The sequence below is a fragment of the Microcella sp. genome, from assembly GCF_046296455.1.
Lineage (GTDB): Bacteria > Actinomycetota > Actinomycetes > Actinomycetales > Microbacteriaceae > Microcella.
On the sequence record NZ_JBKBLF010000014.1, the window covers coordinates 33856 to 55771 of the forward strand.

The following is a 21916-nucleotide window of genomic DNA, read 5'->3' on the forward strand; positions in this document are numbered from 1 at the left end:
TTGGGGATAAGTCGGGCGACTTATACACAGCCTGTGGGCAAGCACCGACACGCCGTGCCGAGCCGCGAGAACGCCGTGAATCGTGCGCTCGGGCATCCAGAAGCGGGCCCTCACCGGCACCCTCGACGGGCCGTAGGCTGAAGGTCTTGTGAGTGGATACACCGATCTTCTGAAGACGCCCGGCGTGGCGCGCATCATCGCCGCACAGCTGACCGCGCGGCTGCCCTCGGGCATGCTCTCGCTCGCATTCCTCATCCACATCGAGCGCATCTTCGACTCGTACGGCGCCGCGGGGCTCGTGCTCGCCGCCACGAGCGTGGGCCAGGCCATCGCGGGCCCGCTCACGAGCCGCTGGATGGGACGCCTCGGCATGCGCCCCGTGCTCATCGTCACGCTCATCGTGTGCAGCACGGGCATCGGCCTCATCGCGTTCGCGCTCATGCCGCTGTGGCTGTTCATGGTCGTGGGCTTCGTCGTGGGCATCTCGACCCCGCCGATCCAGCCGGCCGTTCGCACCATCTATCCGAAGATGGTCACGGGCAAGCAACTCACCCCGCTGTTCTCGCTCGACGCCTCGGCGCAAGAGATCATCTGGGTGACCGGGCCGGTCATCACGGTGCTTCTCGCCACGCAGGTCTCGAGCGTCGCCGCGATCGCCGTGGCCGGGCTCTTTCTCGTCGGCGGCGGCATCTGGTTCATCGCGAGCCCCGAGGTCGGCAAGGTGCGCATCCCCCGCAGCCGGCGCCGGCTCGGTGTCGTGCTCAAGAACCGCGCCGTGCTGCTCTCGACGATCTGCGGGTTCCTGCTCATCGGCTCGGCCGCGTCGATCGAGGTCGGCGTCGTCGCGGTGTTCGGCGAGGGCGGCACCGAGGCGGGAATCTTGTTCGGCATCTGGGCCATCGCCTCGCTCGTCGGAGGCCTCTCGATGGGGCACCTGCCAATCGGGCCTTGGGCGCTCGCCCGCCGCTTCGGCATCGTCGTCGTCGGCATGGCCGCCGCGCCGTTCGCGCTCGAGTTCTGGTGGCTCGCGCTCGCACTGACGATCGCCGGCATCGGCATCGCCCCCGTGCTCGCGGTGATGTTCGCGATCGTCTCGGCGAGCGTCAAGTTCAGCGACACCGCCGAGGCCTACGGCTGGCTCGGCACCGGGCAGCTCATCGGTGCCGCGCTCGGCTCGGCGATCGCCGGGTTCCTCATCGACGGCATCGGCCCGATCGGCGGGTTCTTCGCCGCCCTCGCCTTCGCCGCGGTCGGGATGCTCGTGGCCGTGCTGTTCCGCAGCTGGCACCCCGACCTGCGCGGGCGCGATGCGAGCCCGCTGCCCGACACCGAACCTGTGCAGACGGTCAGCTGACCCGAGCCTGTCGGCTGAGCCTCGCGGCTAGCCGCGCAACGGGCGCAGCGCCTGCGCGTAGCGGCCGAGCTCGTCGATCATGCGGGCGAGCGTCGCTTGCTGCTTCTCGGTGCCCGCGAAGGCGCCGTCGACGAGGTGGGCATGCGGACCGCTGATGGCCATGTCGATGGGCACGCGCACGAGACCGAGCGTCGTGAGCACCTGGTCGAGGGCGGCGGCGGCGCGCAGACCCGCGGATGCTCCGCCGTAGCTCACGACGCCCACGGGTTTCGCCGCCCACTCGTGCTGCAGGTAGTCGAGCGCGTTCTTGAGCGCGGGGCTGTAGCTGTGGTTGTACTCGGGGCTCACGAGCAGCACGGCCTCGGCCTGCTCGACGCGTGCGCTCCAGGCGATCGTGTGCGGCTTCGTGTAGGCGCGCTTGCCCGGCATCTCGGGCTCGTCCATGAACGGCAGGTTCAGCTCGGCGAGGTCGACGAGGTCGACCTCGTGGCCGGCGGCGACGACGTGCTCGCGCACCCAGTGGGCGACGGGAAGGCCGACACGGCCGGGGCGGACGGAGCCGACGATGATCATGATGCGGGTCATGCTGAGCCGTAACCGGGGCATCGCGCATTCGATTCCCGCACTCAGCCGATTCGCGGTGCGACCCGGCTCGGCGGGTCGGCCGCGGCGCGGCTAGGCTCCTGCCCATGAGCACGGTGACGCTGCCCCGCTGGCACTGGGGAGACCCCGCGAGCCCCCGACGCGCGCTGCTCGTGCACGGCCTCGGGTCATCCGCTCAGACCACGTGGCGGCTCAGCGAGGGCCTCGCCGATGCCGGGTGGTCGGCGACGGCCGTCGATCTGCGGGGGCACGGCGACGCGCCGCGGGCATCCCGCTACCGCATCGAGGATGTCGCCGGCGACCTGCTCGCCGCGCACCCCGCGGGCGGTGGTGCCTGGCAGCTCGTCGTGGGGCACTCGATCGGTGCGGCCGCGGCGGCACAGGCGGCGGGCACCGAGGCCGCGTGGGCCGAACGCCTCGTGCTGCTCGACCCCGCGCTGCAGCTCGATGGGCCCGCCCGTCAGGCCGTGCTCGACGGGCAGCTCGCCAACCACGACGGGGCGACGGTCGCGAGCATCGCCGAGCAGTTCGGGCACTGGCACCCGCTCGACATCGAGTTTCGGGTGCGGGCGGTGCGGGCCGCGTCGCGCTTCGCGCTCGAGCGCATGGTGCTCGACAACGACGACTGGGATGTCACGGCGTTCGTGCCGCATATCGCCGCCCCGACGCTCGTGATCGCGGCCGACCCCGACCACGGCTCGATGTTCGCCGGCGAGCACGCGGCCGCCGTGCTCGCGAGCAACCCGCTGCTCGAGATGGTCGTCGTGCCGGGCGCGGGCCATAGCGTGCACCGCGATGCGCCCGAGGCGACGCTGCGGCACCTGCTCGACTGGGTGCGCGCGGGCGAGACGCCCTAGGCCGAAGCCGCGACTCTGCCCGTCGCCCGGGGAGGCACGCGAGGCGTGCCGGTGGCGGCGCGCGGCGACCTTCGTGTTCCCGGCTCCTTCCACAACTTCGGAGTGGGGAATCGCGCTCCCACTCCGAAGTTGTGGAAGGCGCTCGCGGCGGTCAGCGCTTCCAGTAGCCCTTGACGACGGCGCGCTCGACGTCGATGCCCCACGCGGCGAGCGTTGCCCGGGCGGGGGCGACGAGCGACTGCTCGCCGCACGCGAAGACGAAGCGCTCGAGCGGGGCGGCGGGGGCGGGAAGCGCCGCGAGGGCGTCGGCGAGCGCCGCACTCGGCCGCTGCGGGTCGGGGTTCAGGATGCTCACGCGCAGCCCCGCGGGCGGCTCGATGCCGAGCGCCGCTGGGGTGAAGAGTGCAGCCTCGAACCGGGTCTCGAGCAGCAGGTGCCCCGTGATGCTCGGGCCGAGCATCCGCAGGTAGCGGCGCACGGCCGGCAGCGCGCTGTCGTCGCCTGCGAGCACGACCTCGCCGGGTGCGCCGGAGAGCACGACCGAACCCTTGGGCCCCATCATGACGGCCGGCGACCCGAGCGGCGCCCGCGCGGCCCACGCGCCGATCAGCCCGAGCTCGGCGCCCGGCTCGCCGTGCACGAGCACGTCGAGGTCGATCCACCCCTCGTCGACCGAGTGGTCGACGACCGTCTCGGTGCGCGCCTCGCCGGTCGGCGCCCCGGTCTCGTCGACGGCGACCGATCCGCCGTCAGCAGAGCCCACGACGACGCGCACGTGGTCGCCTCCCCCGGGCGCGATGAAGCCTGCGAGCTCGCCCGGCGCCGCCTCGACGAGGCGCAGCCGCACGTACGCGTCGGCCCCCGCACGAGCGAGCACCGTGCGCGCGCCGAGGCGCAACCGCCGCTGCGCGGGCGGGAAGGGGTGGCGGGTGAGCGAGTAGGGCACGACGGCTCGATTCAGGCGGCGGGCATGACCGGCACGGCGCCGGTCGCGGGCGGCGGGGCATCGCCGTTGTCGATGTCTTCTGGGTTGGGCAGGGTCATGAGGAACCGGTAGAAGACGAGCCCGAGCACCGTGATGCCGGCGCCGCCGACGATCCACGGCACGGTGAGGTCGATGAGCGCGAGCGCGCCGCCGATGAGCGAGCCGATCGGCATCGTGCCCCACAGCAGCGTGCGCCAGGTGCCGTGCACACGGCCGAGCAGCCGACCCGGGATGATCGCCTGGCGGAACGACATCATGAGCACGTTCCAGATGGTCGTGGTCGCGGCGCCGAGCGAGAAGAAGATGACCGCGGCGATCGGCACCGGCAACAGCCCCGTGAGCAGCACGAGGATGCCCGCGAGCAGGTTCATCGCCGCCATCACGGGCCCCAGGCCGAACCGTCGGGCCAGTCGCGAGGCGACGACCGAGCCGAGCAGCCCGCCCATCGCGCCGAACAGCAGGAAGAGCCCGAAGCCCGCTTCGGGGATGGCGAGGGTGTCGAGCACGAAGAGCACGAGCGTGGCGCCCGAGGCCGAGAACAGGATCGCGACGGGGATGCTCACGAACCACAGAGTGCGCAGCATGCGGTTGCCCATGATGAAGTGCCAGCCGTCGGCCAGCTGGCGGCGGAACGGAACGACGGGCTCGGTCGCCGCGGCGTGGAACTGCCGCCCCGAGGCGACCGCCGGCAGCAGCGCGGCCAGCAGGGCCGCGAGCCCGAACGCCGCCACGAGCCCGCCGATGGGGATGAGCACGGCGACGGCGAAGAGCGCCGACGTGAGCGGGGCGGCGGCGAAGTTCTGCACGACGAGTTCGGCGCCTTCGATGCGCGCGTTCGCGCGCGGCAGGTTCTTCTTCGGCACGACGCTCGGCACGACCGCGCGGATGGCCCCGTCGTAGAGCGTCTCGCACACCCCGTAGACGAAGATCACGAGGTAGAGCCACCAGATCGTGAGCGCGTCCATCGCGACGAGAACGACGAGGGCGACGGCGAGCAGCGTGCGCACCCCGGCCGCGAGAGCGAGGGCCCGCCGGCGGTCCATGCGGTCGACGAGGATTCCGGCGGGCAGGGCGAAGAACAACCACGGCAGCATCGCGACGGCACCGATGCCGGCGATGAGCACGGGATCGTCGGTGAGCCGCGCCGCGAGCAGGGGCGAGGCCGTGCGGGCGATGCCGTCGCCGAGGCTCGAGGCGAGGTTCGCCGTGAAGACGTTCGCGAAGGTGCGGCCGAGCCCCGTGCGAGACGCCGGGCCGGGGGATGCGGCGCTCGGGGTGGAGCCGGCGGTCACGCCGCGCTCGCTACCAGCGCTCGTGCACGGCCGCGCGGAACCGCCGGTCGTACAGCTCGACGACGCGAGCGTGGAACTCGGCGCCGAGCTCGGCGACCTCGCCCGCGGCCGCGTTGGCCCGCGCCTGCTCGGGCGAGCGGGCGCCGGGGATGACCGTGCTCACGCCGGGCAGCTGCGCGAGCCAGGCGAGCGCGGCCGTGGCGGGCTGCAGGCCGTGCTCGGCGGCGAGCGCCGAGAACTCCTGCGCCGCCTCGACGCCCGTGGCGTAGTCGACGCCCGCGAAGGTTTCGCCCTGGTCGAAGTGCGAGCCGTCGCGGTTGTAGGTGCGGTGGTCGTTCTCGGCGAAGACGGTGTCGGCGGTGTAGCGGCCGCTCAGCAGGCCCGAGGCGAGCGGCACGCGCGCGATGATGCCGACGCCCGCGTCGATCGCGGCGGGCAGCACGGCGTCGAGCGGCTTGAGGCGGAAGGCGTTGAGCACGATCTGCACGCTCGCGACGTTCGGGCGGGCGATGGCCGTGAGGGCCTCCTCGGCCGTCTCCACGCTCACGCCGTAGTTCTTCATGACACCCTCAGCGACGAGCTGATCCAGGTCGTCATAGACGCGGTCGATCGAGTAGACGGGAGTCGGCGGGCAGTGCAGCTGCACGAGGTCGAGCGTCTCGACACCGAGGTTGCGGCGGCTGCGGTCGCTCCACGCGCGGAAGTTCTCGGTCGAGTAGTTCTCGACCGTCTGCGGCACGCGGCGGCCCATCTTGGTCGCCACGAACACCGAAACATCGGGCCGCGACTGCAGGTAGCGGGCGATGAGCTGCTCGCTGCGGCCATCACCGTACGCGTCGGCCGTGTCGAACATTGTGACGCCCGACTCGACGGCCGCGTCGAGCACCGCGTGGGCATCCTTCTCGCTCACGTCGCCCCAGTCGGCGCCGAGCTGCCAGGTTCCGAGGCCGATGGACGAGACGGTCGCACCGGTGCGGCCGAGGATCGAGGTCTGCATACCTCCACCTTAAGGCCGGCACCGTACGGCACCGAACGACGAACGGGGGCCGGCTGCAGCCGACCCCCGCTCGTGCCGAACGCGCGATCAGTCGCGCAGCTCGTCTTTGTAGTCGTTCTTGGCCTCGACGGCGTCGCGGTCGGCCTGGGCCTTCTTCAGCTCGGCCTCTTCACGGGCGACCTCGCCGTCGGCGCGGATCTCGTCGGCCTTGTCGCCGATGCGGTCTTTCTGCTCGTCGACCCAGTCGCCGATCTTCTCGCCGGTGGCCTTCGCGGCGTCTTTCGCGGATTCGAACATGCTCATGCTCGATCCCCCTCTCCCCTGATCGCTGCACGCGGCGCTCTGCCCGTGCGCCGCCTCGCGGGGTGCGGGCGGCTCGGTCACGGTACCGAGATGCGGCGAGGGATGCTCGGGGTTGACAGGTGCCGCTGATGGTGCTCGCCCGGGGTGATCAGGAGACACTCTCGAGATTGCCAGGATGCCACGGCGCGCTCACTCGACCCACGTGGCCGGCGGTTCAGCGACGACGCGCGCCACCGCTTGCGCGAGCTTCGGCCGGATGATGTGCGCGACACCTGAGACGCGGTGGGCGCGCACGTGCCGCAACTGCTGCACGATCGCGAGCCCGCCGGGAGCGAGAAAGGGGTCGAGCGCGCCGTAGACGAGGTCGATCGGCACGCGCACGCGCGAGAGGTCGGCGAGCGTCGTCTGCGACTCGATGGCGTTCTGCAGCGAGAGCATGAAGGGCTGCCAGTTCTTCTCGGTGAGCTCGAGCACGTTCTTGATGGGCGCGACCGTCGCGAGCGCCGCCGCCGTGCGCTGCGTGAAGCTCGGGTTCATGCGCAGAAACTCGTAGACGGTGAAGTACGCACCCATGCTCGCGCGATCGACGGGGTCTCCGAGCACGGCGGGCGGCAGGTAGATGGGCGAGCTCACGAGCACGAGCCGATCGAGCGCGCGGCGGTGCGTCGCGGCGTAGCGCGCGGCGATGAGGCTGCCGAGCGAATGGCCCACGAGCGTGAAGGGCTGCCGCAGCCCGAGCGAGCGGATCGTGCGATCGAGCGCGGCGGCGTGCTCGTCCAGCGAGTACGTGGCCCCTTCCGGGCTCGGCGACGCCCCGAAGCCGAGGATGTCGATCGTGATGCACCGGTGGGTGGGCTCGAGCAGCGGCACGAGGTGGTGGAACGTCACCGACGACGAGGCGATGCCGTGGATCATCACGACCACGGGCCCGGTGCCGGTGTCGCCCGTGACCGACAGCAGCGGAGCATCCCGTCGAAACCACGACCATCGCGCCATGCCTGCGATTATGGCGGATGCTCTCTCCCGTCACGCGAGCCGGGAAAGAGAGAAGGGGGCCGGCTGAGCCGACCCCCTTGACCTTCGCGTCCACCCCTAGTCGCGGAGGAATCCTTTGAATGTAGGCGACCGATCGGCGCCGCAGCGCGCTTCTCGCCCTTCGCTCTGGGTTCTCTCGGGTGCACCACAGGTTCAGCCGACGCCGACCGCGCATCACGATCCGGTCGCGGTGCGGTCAGGATCCGGTCGCGGCGCGGTCACGGTGCGGTCGCGGCGCGGTCACGATCGCGTATCGCCCCGAAACGTTGGGTGGTGACGCGTTCTTCTGCTGGTCTACCGTGTGGCGCATGCGCACATCTCGCGGCCTCATCGCCCTCCCCGCCATCGCCCTCGCCGCCCTGCTGCTGAGCGGCTGCGCCACCGCCGTGAACGAGTCGAGCGACTCGGGCGGCATGCCCGGGGTGGGTGCCCCCGAGGCACCGGTCTCAGAAGAGAGCGGCGGCGACGGCGACCTGGGAGGGGCGACGGATGCGGACGACCGCTCGGTCGTCACCACCGGGTACCTCTACCTCACGGTCGAGCAGCCGCTCGAGGCCGCGTCCGACGCGGTCGCCCTCGTCGAGCGCATCGGCGGTCGCGTCGATGCGCGGCAAGAGTACGCACCGCGGGAGACGAGCGTGTCGAGCGACGCGGGCGGCGCCGAGCTCGTGCTGCGCATCCCGGCCTCGCGCCTTACGGCCACCCTCGACGACCTCAAGCAGCTCGGCGAGGTCGAAGAGCTGCAGCTGAGCTCGACCGACGTCAGCCGCGAGGTGCAAGACGTCGACGCCCGCGTCGCCGCGCTGCGTTCGTCGATCACGCGGCTGCTCGCCCTGCAGGGCCAGGCCGACACTGTCGACGACCTCATCGACCTCGAGTCGGCCATCAGCGACCGGCAGGCGCAGCTCGAGAGCTACGAGGCGCAGCAGCGCGCGCTCGCCGACCAGGTGAGCCTCTCGTCGATCACGCTCGTGCTCGGCTCGCCCGAGGTGGCGCCGCCCGACGACGAGCCCGCCACCTTCCTCACCGGCCTCACCGCGGGCTGGGAGGCGCTCGTCGCCTTCGGTACCGTGCTGCTCGTCATCACGGGCGCGCTGCTGCCGTGGATCGCGGCGCTCGGCATCGTCGGCCTGATCGTGCTGCTCGTCATCCGGTTCGTCATTCGGCGGCGCGCGGCGGCGCAGTCGGCGGCGTCAGTCGCGAGCGGCGGCGACGACGTCGACTAGCGCGTCGAAGAGGGGATGCCCGGGCTCGATGCCCATGACCGAGGCGACGAGCTGCGGGGCCGACTCGGCCGCCATGCGCTCGGCGAGCGCGAGACTCTCGGGATCGTCGTCGGCACGGAACCGCAGTGCGGCGCCGATCGCGGCGAGCAGCCCGACCGGTTCGATGCCGGCCTCGGCGAGCGCCGCCGCGGGCTCGATGAAGCGCTCGTGGCGGCTGAGCTTGCGCAGGGGCTGACGGCCGACCCGCGTGACCGGATCGGCGAGCGCGGCGTTGGCGAAGCGTTCGAGCGCCGTCGCCCGGTAGGCGTCTTGCACGGCCGGCTCGAAGCCGTGCCGCAGCACGAGCAGCCGCGAGGTCTCGTCGAGCGCCGCGACGACGCCCGTGCGCACGGCAGGGTCGGCGATTGCCTCGTGCACGAACGCGTGGCCGGCGGCGCGTCCGAGATACGCGCTCGTGGCGTGCCCGGTGTTGACCGTGAAGAGCTTGCGCTCGATGTAGGGCGCGAGGTCGTCGACGAAGTGGGCTCCGGGGATGCTCGGCCGGGCATCCGCGAATGGCCCGGTCTCGATCGCCCACTCGCAGAAGGGCTCGACGCGCACGTCGAGACCGTCGGCCGGATCGGCGGTCGGCACGATGCGGTCGACCGCGGTGTTGGCGAACACGGCGCGGGCCAGGGCGTCGGGAGCATCGGCGAGCGCCGACGCGATCTCGGCGCGCAGCAGGTCGGTCGCCTGCAGCGCGTTCTCGCAGGCCATGACGATGAGGGGCGGCGCATCCGTCGCCCGCGCGCGGAGCGCATCGGCGATGACGGGGGCGATGAAGCGCAGCACGGGGGGGCCGACCGCGGTTGTCGCGATGTCGGCCGACGCGACGGCGGCGACCGCGGCATCCCGATCGGCAGCGCTGTCGATGGCGGTGAAGCCCGTGACGACATGCTGGCGCCCGCCCGGCCCGATCTCGATGACGCGGTAGCTCTCGGCGTCTCGGATCGACGCGATGAGCGGGGCGTTCACATCGACGAACACGAGGTCGTGACCGGCCTCGCGCAGCAGCATGCCGATGAAGCCGCGGCCGATGTTGCCGGCGCCGAAGTGGACTGCGGTCATGCCGCGTCGTTGACGTCGCCGAGCAAGTCGAGCACCTGCTGCGGCGACTCGGCCGCGAGCAGCTGCTCGACGGCCGAGTCGTCGCTGAAGACCAGCGCGAGCGACGAGAGCACGGCCATGTGGCCGCCCTCCTTGCCCGCGATGGCGGCCACGACGCGGACGGGGTTGCCGTCCCAGTCGATGGGCTCGTCGTACCGCACGACCGTCATGGCCGAGGCGAGGATCGCCTCTTTGGCCTCGTTGGTGCCGTGCGGGATGGCGAGGCCGTTGCCCATGAAGGTCGAGACCAGGGATTCGCGCTCCCGCATCGCCGCCTCGTACTCGGGCGTCACGGCGTCGGCGGCCACGAGCAGGCGAGCGGATTCGGCGATCGCCTCCTCACGGGTGCGCGCGGTGCCGTTCAGCACGATGCGGTCGGTGGTCAATACGGTGGTGGTCACGCGAATCCCTGGCCTTTCCCTGGTCTGCCCTCAGGTCAGCTCTGCTGAGCCTTGATGTGCTGCACGACCACGTCGTACTGCGGGCTGTTCATGAAGTTCTCGACCGACACGTGCTCGGCGTGGGGCGCCTGGCTCTGCGCCCGAGCCGTCAGGTCTTGGTGCGTGATGACCAGGTCTGCCGTCTCGTCGAGGTTCGCGATGGCCTTATTGGTGACGGTAACACCCGTGATGCCTGCGTCTTTGAGCTTCTTGCGCAGCACCGTGGCGCCCATCGCGCTCGACCCCATGCCAGCATCGCACGCGAAGACCACGGTCGAGATCTTCGTCGCGGTCGCCGTGGTGCCGAGCAGGTCGCCCACGCGGCTCTCGCCGCCCTTGAGGTCGGCGTTCTGCGCGACGGCCGAGCTGAAGCCGTCGGCACCCGACTCGAGGGCCTCGAGGTCGCGCTTGCGGCTGGCCCGCAGAATCAGCGCGGCGACGAGGAACGACACGGCGGCCGAGAGGATCACCGAGAGGATCACGCCGACGTAGCTGTCGCTCGCGGTCTGCAGCAGGATCGCGAAGATCGAGCCCGGCGAGGCCGGTGCGCGAAGACCCGACTCGAAGATCAGGTTCGTCGTGATACCCGTCATACCGCCGGCGATCATGGCGACGATGAGCACGGGCTTCATGAGCACGTACGGGAAGTAGATCTCGTGGATGCCGCCGAGGAAGTGGATGATGATCGCGCCCGGTGCGGTGGCGCGCGCGATGCCGACGCCGAAGAACGTGAAGGCGAGCAGCAGGCCCAGGCCGGGGCCGGGGTTGGCCTCGAGCAGGAACAGGATCGACTTGCCGGTCTCGGCCGACTCCTGAATGCCGAGCGGGGTGAGAACGCCCTGGTTGATGGCGTTGTTGAGGAACAGCACCTTGCCCGGCTCGATCACGAGGCTCGCGAGGGGCAGCAGACCCGTCTCGGTGAGGAACTTCGCCCCGGCGCCGAGCGCGTCGCTCAGCACCGTCACGACCGGTGCGATGCCGAAGAAGGCGCCGATAGCGAGGCCGAAGCCGACGATGCCGGCCGAGAAGTTGTCGACGAGCATCTCGAAGCCGGCACGGATCTTGCCGGCCCACAGGGCGTCGATCTTCTTCATGATCCATGCCGCGAGCGGGCCGACGATCATGGCGCCGAGGAACATCGGGATCGTCGTTCCGACGATGACACCCATCGTCGCGATCGAGGCGACCACGCCACCGCGCGTGCCGTAGACCATGCGGCCGGCGGTGTTGGCGATGAGCAGCGGCAGCAAGTACACGATCATCGGGCCGACGAGCGCGGCGAGGGTCTCGTTCGGGGTCCAGCCGGTGGGGATGAAGAACGCGGTGATGAAGCCCCAGGCGATGAACGCCGCGATGTTGGGCATGATCATCCCGCTGAGGAAGGTTCCGAATCGCTGGACCCGGACCCTCGCGCTCGTGCGAGGTGCTGACGTCGTCGTCATGGGTGTCGCTCCTTGTGTGTGAGGGGTGGTGCGGTGGTTATGGGTGGGTGGATGCGTCGAGCACCGCCCGGCGGGCGGTCTCGGCGCTCTCGGCCGACACGGCGAGTGCGGCGAGTCTGCGGGCGTCGTCGAGCGAGTGCAGGGCCAGCTCGGCCCGCACGTCGGCGATCGCGGAGGACGACATCGAGAGGCTCGTGGCGCCGAGGCCCACGAGCACGACGGCGAGCAGCGGGTCGGCGGCGGCCTCGCCGCAGATGCCGACCGGCACGTCGTGGGCGGCACCCGCGGTGCCGACCGACTCGATGAGACGCAGCACCGCGGGGTGCCACGGGTTCTGGAACGCCGCGACCGTGCCCAGCAGGCGGTCGGCCGCGAACACGTACTGCGTCAGGTCGTTCGTGCCGATGCTCATGAAGTCGGCGTTTCGGGCCACGTGGTCGGCCATGATCGCGCACGACGGCACTTCGACCATGACCCCTGCGACGGCGATGCCCAGCTCGTGCGCCAGGTCGCAGAAGTACTGCGCCTCGGCCGCGGTCGACACCATCGGCGCCATGACCTGCACGAGAGCATCCGTCTCGGCGGCCGCCTGAGCGAGCGCCGTCAGCTGGTCGCGCAGCACGTGCTCGTGCGCGACGAGGGCGCGCAGGCCGCGGCGGCCGAGCGCGGGGTTCTCCTCCCCCGCGTCGGTGAGAAAGGCGAGCGGCTTGTCGGCTCCCGCATCGAGGACGCGCACGACGACCTTCTGGCCGGGGAACTGCGCGAACACCTCGCGGTAGGTCGCCGCCTGGGCCTCGACGCTCGGCGCGGCCTCGGCGCCGAGGAACAGCACCTCGGTGCGGAACAGCCCGACGCCCTCGGCGCCGCGCGCCACGGCCTCGCGAGCCGAGTCGACCGAGCCGATGTTGGCGAGCAGCGGCACGGCGCGGCCGTCGGCGAGGCGACCGGGGCCCGAGCTCTGCGCGCGAATGGCCTCGAGCGTGGCCGTGCGCTGCAGGGCGAGGTCGATGCGCTGCTGCGGAGGGTCGAGCTCGATCTCGCCGTTCTCGGCGTCGACGAGCACGAGGTCGCCGTTGCGCAGGCGCTCGGCCTCCGCCGCGCCGACGACGGCCGTGATGCCCTTCTCGCGCGCGAGAATCGCGGTGTGCGAGGTCGGCCCGCCGTCGGTCGTGATGAGCGCGAGCACGAGGTCGAGGTCGAGCATCGCCGTGTCGGCGGGGGCGAGGTCGCGGGCAACGAGCACAAACGGCGTCGCCGATTGCGGGATGCCCGGGGCCGGGCGGCCCTGCAGGTGCGCGATCGCGCGGCGCGCCACGTCGTCGAGGTCGCCGGCGCGCTCGCCGAGGTAGCCCCCCATTCCGACGAGCATGTCGCGGAAGGTCGCCATGGCCGCGTGCACGGCGTACTCGGCTGTCGCGCCGTCTTCGATGCGGTGCCGAACGTCGGCGGCGAGCGCCGGGTCTTCGGCCATCATCGCGAGAGCATCCAGCACCTCGGCGGCCGTACCGCCGGCCTGCTCGCCGCGCTCGCGCAACTGGGCCGCCGTCGCGGCGAGCGCCGCGGTCGCACGGGTGAGCTCGTCGCTCGGCGTGCGGTCGCTCGGCACGTCGGCCGGATCGGCGACCGGCTCGGGCATGCGCAGCACCGGCCCGACGGTCGTCGCGCGACCGATGCCGACGCCGCGGATGACCGACCCGCGGGTCTCGAGACCGCTCGTCACGCGTCGTGGTCTTTCTCGAGAAAACCAGCGAGCGACTCGAGCACGGCGACGGCCCCCTCGCCTTCGACCCGCAGCGTCACCTCGTCGCCGTGCTCGATGCCCAGAGAGACCACGCCGAGGATGCTCGCGGCGTTGATCGTGCGCTCGCCCTTCTGCAACTCGACGGCGAGGCCCGAATCGGTGACGGCTTTGACGAAGAGCGCGGCGGGGCGGGCGTGCAGGCCGTGCGCCGAGGCGACGGCGAGAGTGCGTTCAGCCATGAGGGTGTCCTTCCGAGACGGTGCGGGCGGAATCGAGCGCGAGCAGCAGGGCGACGCCGTGCTCGGCGGTGGTGACGGGGTCGCCCTCGGGCAACAGGGCGGCGGGGACGCCGCTGAGGGCGAGCGCCCGCTGCAGCGCCTCGAAGCGGTCGGCGAGGTGGTGGCCGACGAGCACGATCGACAGCTCGTCGATGCGCGTCGGCACCTGGTCCTCTGCCAGCGGCTCGATGCGCCAGTCGAGACCCCGCTCGGTGGCGAGCGTGCGCACGGCTCGAGCGAGGAAGGTGCTCGAGACCCCGGCCCCGCAGACGATCGCGGCAGTGCGCGTCATGATCGCCTCCTTGCGGTCGGGGTTCGAGCGTCGGTGCGCGGCGCCGTCGAGGGCGCCGTCGTGCGGTGGTGGCTCTACTCTCGGCGAGCAGCCCGCCGCCTTCCACCAGACTTCCTTCCGCCGTCGCGGAAGAACGGTTGGCGACCCCCTCGTCTACAGTGACACTCGACATGGCCGACAAATACGAGCGGATGCTGGAACTGCTGTTCCAGACGGACGACTGGGTCACGGCGACCGAGCTGGCCGAGCACCTGGGCGTCACGACGCGCTCGGTGCGCAGCTACGTCGCGGCCGCGAAGTCGGCCGCGCATCCCCGAGCCATCGTCACCGCGTCGACCGCCGGCTACCGCCTCAACCGCGAGCAGTACGCCGAGTTCCTCGCCGACAGCCGCGAGCGGGGCTCGGCCGCCGAGACGCCGCAAGACCGCGTGCACCACCTGATACGCCGCCTCACCGAGTCGCAGCAGGGCATCGACGTGCACGGTCTCGCCGACAGCCTCTTCGTGAGCGAGTCGACGATCGAGGCCGACCTGCGCAAGGCGAAGGCCCTCATCGACGAGGCCGGCGCCACGCTCGAGCGGCGCGGCAGCACCGTGCGGCTGACCGGCAGCGAGGGCGCGCGCCGCCGCCTGCTGAGCGCGCTCGTGCAGAGCGAGAGCACGCAGGGCATGCTCGACCTCGAGCAGATCGAGACCGAGTTCGCGCTCACCGGCCTCGGCGCCTTCAAGACCGAGCTCATCGAGGCGCTCGACGCCGCGGGCTTCTTCATCAACGAGTACGGCATCGACGCCGTCATTCTGCACGTGGCCATCGCGGTCGACCGCGCGCGCCGCGACCAGCACCTGCCCGACGCCGAGGCCACGACGGTGCCCGAGCGGCACCGGCCCATCGTCGAGATACTCGATCACCTCACGCGCGAGCAGTTCGACGTCGAGCTGACCGCTGCCGATACCGACTACCTCGCCCGCCTGCTCATCACGCGCGTGATCGCGCCGGGCAACGGGCCCGCGGGCGAGACGGTCGTCGATGGCGACGACGTCGCTACCGTGCGGCGCATCGTCGAGCTCGTGCTGCAGGAATACGTCGTCGACTTTCGCGACGAGGCCTTCATCACGCGCCTCGCGATCCACCTGGGCAACCTCGTGGCGCGCGCACGCGAGAACGCGCACACCCGCAACCCGCTGACCCGCTCGATCAAGAGCTCGTACCCGCTCATCTTCGACATCGCCGTGTACATCGCCTCGATCGTGCAGAAAGAGCGGGGCATCACGGTCGACGACGACGAGATCTCGTACATCGCCCTGCACCTCGGCTCGCACCTCGAGCGGGTGTCGCGGCGCGAAGAGCGGGTCTCGTGCACGATCGTGTGCCCGAGCTACTACGACCTGCACGCCATTCTGCGCACGCGCGTCGAGCGCGAGCTCGGCAGCGAGCTGAGCGTCGAGTTCGTCGTCACGCGCACCGACGTCGACCCGCGCGAGCTCACGAGCGATCTGGTCATCTCGACGATCCCCACCGTCGCCCTGCGCGACGGCGTCGTCGTCGTGCAGCCCTTCCTCACCGACGACGACATCGACGCGATCCGCGCAGCGGTCTCGCGCGTGCGCCGCCAGCGCCGACGCGCCCGCATCACCGACGAGCTGCTCGAGTACTTCGACCCGGCCCTGTTCTTCACCCCACCCCCGGGCGACGACCCCGAGTCGATCATCCGCGGCCTCGGCGCCGCGCTCGTCGAGGCGGGGGTCGTCGACGACGCCTACGTCTCCGCCGCGCTCGAACGCGAGCGCATGTCGTCGACGGCCTTCACCGAGACCCTCGCAGTGCCGCACGCCATGGGCCTCGCGGCCGAGCGCACGGCCATCGCCCTCGCGCTCTCGCCCACCCCGATCGCCTGGGGGGATGCCCGCGTCTCGGTCATCGCCTTCATCGCGTTCAGCGCCGAGGGTCGTGCGCGGTTCCAGCCCCTGTTCGACCAGTTCGTCGACGTCTTCGCGGCCCGCCGCGACGTGGCGGAGCTCGTGCGCGACGCCACCGACTTCGATGCCTTCATCGCGCGGCTCGCGCAGCTGCTCGAACGCGGCTGAGGCGCGCTACTCGTAGACCTTGACGACGAACCAGCGCGCCGGGTCGCCCTCGTCGCGCACGTCGAGCACGCAGCTGCGGCCATCGTCGGCCGTGGCCTGAAAGCGCCAGCCGGTGCAGGTGCGGGGTGCGACGGCGAGGGCCTGAGCATCCACGTCGAGGCGGCGCCACCACGAGACGGGCTCGGTGATGACGGTCGGCCGATCGGTGACGCGCCAGCGGGCCCCGGCCCAGACGAGCCGCATCGGGCGGCCGTCGGGGTCGGCCCACACGATCGCGATCGGGTCGGCGGGATCGGGGGTCGAAAACGTGTGAGCACGATTGTCACGGGCACGGGCCGGCACGGCAGTCTCGCATTCAGGGTCGCGCGCGCTCCGGCCCGGCGCTGGTCTGACGGGGATCAGTCGAACATACGTTCGAGCGCCGACACTACGCCGCGCGAACGCGACACGCCAAGCGCGGCCCGGATACGCTCGAGTCATGCCGCTGACCGGAGAGTACGCACCGAGCACGTCTGCCTGGGCCCGCGAGCAGGCCGAGCTCTACGAGCGCACGAACGGCGCCGAGGGCAACGACCTGCGCGGGCGCCCCATCATCGTGCTCACGACGCTGGGCGCGAAGACGGGGATGCTGCGCAAGACGGCTCTCATGCGCGTCGAGCACGACGGCGACTACGCGGTGGTCGCCTCGAAGGGCGGTGCGCCCGAGAACCCCGTGTGGCACCACAACCTCCGCGCGCATCCCCTGTGCGAGCTGCAGGACATGGCCGAGAAGCACGACTACCGCGCCCGACTGCTCGAGGGCGAGGATCGCGCTTTGTGGTGGGATCGCGCGTGCGCGGTCTGGCCCGACTACGCTAATTACCAGCTGAAGACCGAGCGGGTGATCCCGCTCTGGGTGCTCGAGCGGGTCTAGCCCCCCGCGGGGTGACACAGATTGGCCGCAAAACGGCGGAAGACGCCCGCCGTAGCGCCCGTTTGCCCCAGATCTGCGGCTAAGAGGCGCGGCGCTGCAACAGGTCCTCCGCGGCGACCCAGGCGAGCATCGCGCACTTGACGCGCGCGACGTACTTCGAGACGCCGCTGAGCGCGGCCGCGCCGCCGAAGCGCTCCTCGTCGAGCGGCGTCGCACCGCGCGACCGCAGCGCCTCTCGGAACTCGTCGATGAGAGCAGTGAGCTCTTCCGGGGGCCAGGGCGACCCCTCGTCGACCGACTCCTCGGCGAGGGTCGCGAGCAGCGAGGCGCTCGCCTGCGAGATCGAGCATCCCGACCCCTCCCACGCGACCGACTCGACGCGCTCGCCCGCGGTATCCCACCGCAGCGCGAGTGTGATCTCGTCGCCGCACACGGGATTGCGCTGGTGGCTCGTTTCCTCGCCCTCGGCGAGGCCGACGCCGTGCGGGTGCTTCGAATGGTCGATGATGATCTGCTGGTACAGCTGCTCGAGACCGCTCACGAGGCTCCTTCCGTGAACCCGAAGAACGGGCGGATGCTCGCCACGGCTTCGAGCGCCCGATCGACCTCGGCGGCCGTCGAGTGCACACCGAGGCTCAGCCGCAGGCTCGCCGTCGCCCCGAGGCGGCGGTGCAACGGTTGGGCGCAGTGGTGGCCGACGCGCGCGGCGATGCCGGCCTCGTCGAGCACCTGACCGGCGTCGTGCGCGTGCACGTCGTCGACGACGATGCTCGCGAGGCCGACGCGCGCGGAGGCGTCCGCGCCGCCGAGAACGCGAATGTTCGGGATGCGCGCGAGCCCCGCGAGCATCCGCTCGGTGAGGGCGTGCTCGGTCGCCGCGATGCGGTCGAGGCCGAGCTCGGTGACGAAGCGCACTGCCTCGGCGAGCCCGATGGCCTGCGCGATGCGCGGCGTTCCGGGTTCGAAGCGCTGCGGCGCGGGCAGGTACTCGGCGCGCTCCATCGTGACGGTCGTGATCATCGAGCCGCCGTAGAGGAACGGCGGCAGGGCGTCGAGCAGCGCGGCGCGGCCGTAGAGCACGCCGATGCCGGTGGGGCCGTAGAGCTTGTGCCCGCTGAACACGGCGATGTCGACGTCGAGCTCGCGCGGGTGCAGGGTCGTGTGCGGGGCCGACTGGCAGGCGTCGAGCACGACGAGCGCGCCGACGGCCCGGGCGAGCGGCACGAGCTGCTCGAGCGGCGTGATCGCGCCCGTGACGTTCGAGACGTGCGTGAGTGCGAGCACGCGCGTGCGCGCGCCGATGATGCTCGCGGCCGCGTCGAGGTCGAGGGCGCCGTCGTCGAGCACCGGGATGTACCGCAGAGTCGCGCCCGTGCGCGCCGTGAGCTCTTGCCACGGGATGAGGTTGGCGTGGTGCTCGAGCTCGGTTACGACGATCTCGTCGCCCGCGTGCAGTCCGTAGGGGGCGGCCGCCGATCTCGCACCCGCGCCGTGGCCGAGGCTCGCGGTGCCGAGGGCGTAGGCGACGAGGTTGAGCGCCTCGGTCGCGTGGCTCGTGAAGACGACCTCGTTCTCGTCGACGGCGAGGAAGCCGGCGATCGTGCGCCGGGCATCCTCGTACAACTCGGTCGCCTCGCCCGCGAGCGTGTGGGCTCCGCGATGCACGGCCGCGTTGGACTCGCGGTAGAAGGCGCTCTCGGCCTCGATGACGCGCAGCGGCTTCTGGGCCGTCGCGGCCGAGTCGAGGTAGGCCAACGGATGCCCGTTCACCTGCCGCGCGAGGATCGGGAACTGCGCGCGGATCGCCTCGATCTCGTCAGGGGTCAGAGGCGCGGCAGTCACTCCCCCAGGGTAGGCCGTTCAGGTCGTTGCCCGCTGTGCGCGGAACGCCGTTGTGCAGGACGCCGACCGAGGCCTGTTCCGGTGGGCACCCCCGCCAGGCTTCCAGAAATGCGGAATATCGTGACACGTATTCGCCTTAGTCCGCGTTTCTGGAAGCCTGCCGACGGACATCACGATCCGGCGCGCAGCGGGCCTAGCGGGAGTGCGGAGAATTGTCGCCCAACGCCCAGTCGACTGCCGCGCGCGCGTGAAGTCGTGTGGTTGCGAACAGCGGCACGGTGACGTGATGTTCGCCGATCAGTAGCTCGATCTCGGTGCACCCAAGCACGACACCCTGCGCTCCCCGGTCGACGAGTCGTTGGATGATCTGCTGATACTCCACGCGCGAATCGTCGCTCACGACGCCGCGGACGAGCTCGTCGTAGATCACGCGATGCACGACGGCCTGGTCGTCGAGGTCGGGCACGAGAACCTCGATGTCGTGCGACTCGACGCGCTCGCGATAGAACGCCTGCTGCATCGTGAAACGCGTGCCGAGCAATCCGACCCGCACCAGACCGGCGGCCCCGATCGCCCGGGCCGTCACGTCAGCCAGGTGCAGCAGCGGGATGCTCACCGCGGCCTCGATCGCCGGCGCGACGATGTGCATGGTGTTCGTGCACAGCACGATCAGCTCCGCGCCCGCCGCTTCGAGCGCTCGCGCCTCGCGCGCCAGCAGCTCTCCGGCCCGATACCAGTCGCCGGCGGACTGCAACTGCTCTACCTCGGCGAAGTCGACAGAGACCATCACGAGGTCGGCCGAGTGCACTCCCCCGAGCCGCTCGGCGATGCCCTCGTTGATGAGCGAGTAATAGAGCACAGAGCTCTGCCAGCTCATGCCGCCGAGCAGCCCGATGCGGCGCATCACGTGCGGGGTCACGAGCCGAGCTCGACCTCGTAGACGGGGATCAGCACGATCGTGACGGCCTCCGGATCGACGCCGCGGGCCTCGAGCGCCGCTTCGAGCGCCTCGGTGTCGGGCACGGGCAGGGGGCCCTCGAGGTGGATCGTGAGCTCGACGGTGCTGTAGTCGATCGACTGCACCCGCCAGCCGGCATCGGCGCTCCACGCCTCGACCTCGTCGACGACGACGCGCTCGATGATCGACTTGGCGCCGATCTCGATGCTCGTGAGCGAGAGCGGGATGCCGATGATGATGAGCATCGAGATGAGCAGCACGACGGGCTTGCGCAGGCTCGCCGCCCTCGACCCGCCGGCCGCCGCCGCCTCGGCCCCCACGGCCGCGAGCTTGTTCACCCCGTAGAACGACATGACGACGATGCCCGTCGCGATGATCGCCACGACGTTCGTGACGAACAGCAGCAGCGCGCCGAAGGCTTCGCCGACCGCGCCCGACTCGAGCGTGAGCCCGACGACCGTGAGCGGCGGCACGAGCGAGATCGCGATCGCGACGCCGGGCAGGGTGTCGGAGATGTCGCGGCGCACGAGGGCGACCGACCCGACCACTCCGGTACCTAAAGCCGCGAGCAGGTCGATGAGCCGCGGGCTCACGCGCCCCGCGACCTGCGTGTTCGTCGCCGCCACGACGTCGCCGGCGACCGTGAGGCCGATGGCATAGCCGATCGCGACGGCGACCGCGGCCCCCGCGACGACGAGCAGCAGCGAGCGGAGAAGGTTCGCGCGATCGCCGAGCACCGTCGCCAGCATGGTCCCCTGGATGGGCCCGAGCAGCGGGGCGACGATCATCGCGCCGATGACGGCGGCCGTCGAATCGGCCACGACGCCCGCCGAGGCGATGATCGACGACAGCACCAGCAGCATCCAGAACCGCGAGTAGCGCGCGGGCGCCTCGGGGCCGTCGAAGAACACCGACGCGCGCATGTCGACGGGGGTGGCGAATCTCGACTCCATGGCGCGAATCTAGCCCCCGCGCGTCCGGACGACCATCCCTATAGTGAGAGCATGATCCGCCACATCGTGCTGTTCCGCCTGGCCGCCACCGACGACGCCCAGCGCCGCGACGACGCCCACGGCATCGCCGAACGGCTCGAAGCGCTCGAGACGCAGATCGCGGGCATCCAGAGCATTCGCGTCGACCGCGACCTCGGTCTCGTCGAGGGCCACTGGGATGTCGCGCTCGTCTCGGAGCACGACGACAACGCCGCGCTCGAGGCCTACCAGGCGCACCCCGCGCACAAGGAGGCGGCGGCCTGGATCGGCACGGTCGTCACCGACCGCGCGGTCGTCGACTACTCGGTCTAGCGCGCGCACGATGACCGCCGACGAGCAGGTCGCGGCGCCGACGCCGCGCATGCCCGCCTGGATGATCGCGCGACCGGGCGAGCACCTCACGACCGAGCGCCTGCGGCTGCGGCTCGCGGCCTACGTGTACGGCAACATCTTGACCCTCGCGGCGATCGCTGTCGCCACGGGCAGCTCGATCGACTCGGGCGACGCGACCCTCATCGTGGGCGTCACGACCCTGACGACCTACCTCGCGCACGTCATCGCGCACAACGTCGGCCAGCAGCTGGGTCGCGAGCGCGGCGCCCACCGCCCCCACGTGCGGCACGAACTGGTGGATGCCCTGCCCATCCTCTTCTCGGGCCTCGTGCCCGTCGCCATCCTGATCCTGGGCGACACGGCCCTCCTGACCTCCGAGCTCGCGCAGCTGCTCGCTGCGCTGTGGGTCGTCAGCCGGCTCGCCCTCATCGGGTTCCTCGTCGAGCGGCTGAGCGGTCGCACGCCCACTTGGCGCACGCTCTCGGGCGGGCTCGTGCTCGCCCTCGCGTGCGCGGGCATCGTCGTGCTCAAGGTGCTCTTCGCGCACTGAGCCTGCCCGACCGCCGAGCGCTACACGCCGAGCGCGCTCAGCCCGCCGTAGACGGCGTAGGCCGGCCACACGATGGCCTGTAGCAGCCCCACGATGACGCCCCCGAAACTGCCGTCGCTCTGGCCGATGAAGTAGATCGCCGCGCCGATGTAGGCGAGCAGGCCCGCGAAGCCCCACGTCGCACCCTGCTGCACTGCCTTGCCTGCCATGTGATCCTCCTGAATGGTCGCCCCCAGGCTAGGGGGTCGCGGGG

Annotated in this window: 25 protein-coding genes; 7 read left to right on the plus strand and 18 right to left on the minus strand. The window is 71.3% G+C overall.

The features are described from left to right. Positions 1-148: 148 nt before the first annotated feature. Positions 149-1354 carry an MFS transporter gene (locus ACK4HH_RS08755; RefSeq protein WP_409650811.1) on the plus strand — a complete coding sequence of 402 codons (1206 nt, stop codon included), beginning with the start codon at positions 149-151 and terminating at the stop codon, positions 1352-1354. 27 nt (positions 1355-1381) lie between these two features. Here ACK4HH_RS08755 and ACK4HH_RS08760 read toward each other — a convergent pair whose 3' ends face one another. Further along, entirely contained in the window at positions 1382-1939 is a 558-nt protein-coding gene (locus tag ACK4HH_RS08760) for an NADPH-dependent FMN reductase (RefSeq protein ID WP_409650813.1), read from the minus strand. Positions 1940-2043: 104 nt separating this feature from the next. Here ACK4HH_RS08760 and ACK4HH_RS08765 point away from each other — a divergent pair, with 104 nt between their 5' ends. Continuing rightward, positions 2044-2814, plus strand: a complete 771-nt coding sequence (locus ACK4HH_RS08765; protein ID WP_409650815.1) for an alpha/beta fold hydrolase — start codon at positions 2044-2046, stop codon at positions 2812-2814. A 151-nt stretch (positions 2815-2965) separates the two neighbouring features. Here ACK4HH_RS08765 and ACK4HH_RS08770 read toward each other — a convergent pair whose 3' ends face one another. From ACK4HH_RS08770 to ACK4HH_RS08790, 5 genes are all read right to left on the minus strand, one after another. Further along, on the minus strand, positions 2966-3760 hold the full coding sequence (locus ACK4HH_RS08770; RefSeq protein WP_409650817.1) for a siderophore-interacting protein: 795 nt from the start codon (positions 3758-3760) through the stop codon (positions 2966-2968). A gap of 11 nt (positions 3761-3771) precedes the next feature. After that, complete coding sequence (locus tag ACK4HH_RS08775; protein WP_409650819.1) at positions 3772-5091, minus strand: MFS transporter; 1320 nt, start codon at positions 5089-5091, stop codon at positions 3772-3774. 10 nt (positions 5092-5101) lie between these two features. Beyond that, positions 5102-6088 carry an aldo/keto reductase gene (locus tag ACK4HH_RS08780; protein WP_409650821.1) on the minus strand — a complete coding sequence of 329 codons (987 nt, stop codon included), beginning with the start codon at positions 6086-6088 and terminating at the stop codon, positions 5102-5104. Between the two features lie 87 nt (positions 6089-6175). Continuing rightward, the gene (locus ACK4HH_RS08785) at positions 6176-6391 is read right to left on the minus strand and encodes a hypothetical protein (RefSeq protein ID WP_409650823.1); all 216 of its coding nucleotides are present in this window, start codon (positions 6389-6391) and stop codon (positions 6176-6178) included. 189 nt (positions 6392-6580) lie between these two features. After that, positions 6581-7387 (minus strand): alpha/beta fold hydrolase, encoded by an 807-nt coding sequence (locus ACK4HH_RS08790; RefSeq protein ID WP_409650825.1) that lies wholly within the window; start codon positions 7385-7387, stop codon positions 6581-6583. A 347-nt stretch (positions 7388-7734) separates the two neighbouring features. Here ACK4HH_RS08790 and ACK4HH_RS08795 point away from each other — a divergent pair, with 347 nt between their 5' ends. Further along, positions 7735-8652, plus strand: coding sequence for a DUF4349 domain-containing protein (locus ACK4HH_RS08795; RefSeq protein ID WP_409650827.1), 918 nt, complete (start codon positions 7735-7737; stop codon positions 8650-8652). On the opposite strand, the gene ACK4HH_RS08800 is transcribed toward ACK4HH_RS08795, so the two are convergent. From ACK4HH_RS08800 to ACK4HH_RS08825, 6 genes are all read right to left on the minus strand, one after another. After that, the gene (locus tag ACK4HH_RS08800) at positions 8620-9759 is read right to left on the minus strand and encodes a mannitol-1-phosphate 5-dehydrogenase (RefSeq protein WP_409650829.1); all 1140 of its coding nucleotides are present in this window, start codon (positions 9757-9759) and stop codon (positions 8620-8622) included. The genes ACK4HH_RS08795 and ACK4HH_RS08800 overlap by 33 nt on opposite strands. Next, positions 9756-10199 (minus strand): PTS sugar transporter subunit IIA, encoded by a 444-nt coding sequence (locus tag ACK4HH_RS08805; RefSeq protein ID WP_409650831.1) that lies wholly within the window; start codon positions 10197-10199, stop codon positions 9756-9758. Before ACK4HH_RS08805 ends, ACK4HH_RS08800 begins: the two co-directional genes overlap by 4 nt. A 35-nt stretch (positions 10200-10234) precedes the next feature. Next, the gene (locus tag ACK4HH_RS08810; RefSeq protein ID WP_409650833.1) at positions 10235-11608 is read right to left on the minus strand and encodes a PTS mannitol transporter subunit IICB; all 1374 of its coding nucleotides are present in this window, start codon (positions 11606-11608) and stop codon (positions 10235-10237) included. A gap of 109 nt (positions 11609-11717) precedes the next feature. Further along, complete coding sequence (gene ptsP, locus ACK4HH_RS08815) at positions 11718-13316, minus strand: phosphoenolpyruvate--protein phosphotransferase (protein ID WP_409650899.1); 1599 nt, start codon at positions 13314-13316, stop codon at positions 11718-11720. A gap of 80 nt (positions 13317-13396) precedes the next feature. Continuing rightward, a complete protein-coding gene (locus tag ACK4HH_RS08820; RefSeq protein WP_409650835.1) occupies positions 13397-13660 on the minus strand; it encodes an HPr family phosphocarrier protein in 264 nt (87 codons plus the stop codon). After that, positions 13653-13991, minus strand: a complete 339-nt coding sequence (locus tag ACK4HH_RS08825) for a PTS sugar transporter subunit IIB (RefSeq protein WP_409650837.1) — start codon at positions 13989-13991, stop codon at positions 13653-13655. Before ACK4HH_RS08825 ends, ACK4HH_RS08820 begins: the two co-directional genes overlap by 8 nt. 170 nt (positions 13992-14161) lie before the next feature. Between ACK4HH_RS08825 and ACK4HH_RS08830 the strand changes: the two genes are divergently transcribed. Beyond that, complete coding sequence (locus tag ACK4HH_RS08830) at positions 14162-16075, plus strand: BglG family transcription antiterminator (RefSeq protein ID WP_409650839.1); 1914 nt, start codon at positions 14162-14164, stop codon at positions 16073-16075. Between the two features lie 6 nt (positions 16076-16081). Here ACK4HH_RS08830 and ACK4HH_RS08835 read toward each other — a convergent pair whose 3' ends face one another. Next, positions 16082-16417 carry a hypothetical protein gene (locus ACK4HH_RS08835; protein ID WP_409650841.1) on the minus strand — a complete coding sequence of 112 codons (336 nt, stop codon included), beginning with the start codon at positions 16415-16417 and terminating at the stop codon, positions 16082-16084. A 136-nt stretch (positions 16418-16553) separates the two neighbouring features. Here ACK4HH_RS08835 and ACK4HH_RS08840 point away from each other — a divergent pair, with 136 nt between their 5' ends. Beyond that, complete coding sequence (locus ACK4HH_RS08840; protein ID WP_409650843.1) at positions 16554-16988, plus strand: nitroreductase family deazaflavin-dependent oxidoreductase; 435 nt, start codon at positions 16554-16556, stop codon at positions 16986-16988. 79 nt (positions 16989-17067) lie between these two features. Here the strand turns inward: ACK4HH_RS08840 and sufU are convergent, their stop codons facing one another. From sufU to ACK4HH_RS08860, 4 genes are all read right to left on the minus strand, one after another. Beyond that, positions 17068-17529 (minus strand): Fe-S cluster assembly sulfur transfer protein SufU, encoded by a 462-nt coding sequence (gene sufU / locus ACK4HH_RS08845; protein WP_409650845.1) that lies wholly within the window; start codon positions 17527-17529, stop codon positions 17068-17070. After that, the gene (locus ACK4HH_RS08850) at positions 17526-18830 is read right to left on the minus strand and encodes a SufS family cysteine desulfurase (protein WP_409650847.1); all 1305 of its coding nucleotides are present in this window, start codon (positions 18828-18830) and stop codon (positions 17526-17528) included. The genes sufU and ACK4HH_RS08850 overlap by 4 nt, the downstream gene beginning before the upstream one ends. 193 nt (positions 18831-19023) lie before the next feature. Next, positions 19024-19749, minus strand: coding sequence for an aspartate/glutamate racemase family protein (locus ACK4HH_RS08855; RefSeq protein ID WP_409650849.1), 726 nt, complete (start codon positions 19747-19749; stop codon positions 19024-19026). Beyond that, positions 19746-20741 (minus strand): DUF389 domain-containing protein, encoded by a 996-nt coding sequence (locus ACK4HH_RS08860; RefSeq protein WP_409650851.1) that lies wholly within the window; start codon positions 20739-20741, stop codon positions 19746-19748. The genes ACK4HH_RS08855 and ACK4HH_RS08860 overlap by 4 nt, the downstream gene beginning before the upstream one ends. Before the next feature lie 51 nt (positions 20742-20792). On the opposite strand from ACK4HH_RS08860, the gene ACK4HH_RS08865 reads away from it, so the two are divergent. Continuing rightward, entirely contained in the window at positions 20793-21092 is a 300-nt protein-coding gene (locus tag ACK4HH_RS08865) for a Dabb family protein (protein WP_409650853.1), read from the plus strand. Between the two features lie 10 nt (positions 21093-21102). Next, the gene (locus ACK4HH_RS08870) at positions 21103-21663 is read left to right on the plus strand and encodes a hypothetical protein (RefSeq protein ID WP_409650855.1); all 561 of its coding nucleotides are present in this window, start codon (positions 21103-21105) and stop codon (positions 21661-21663) included. Between the two features lie 20 nt (positions 21664-21683). Here the strand turns inward: ACK4HH_RS08870 and ACK4HH_RS08875 are convergent, their stop codons facing one another. Continuing rightward, entirely contained in the window at positions 21684-21872 is a 189-nt protein-coding gene (locus ACK4HH_RS08875; RefSeq protein ID WP_409650857.1) for a hypothetical protein, read from the minus strand. Between the last annotated feature and the right edge of the window lie 44 nt (positions 21873-21916).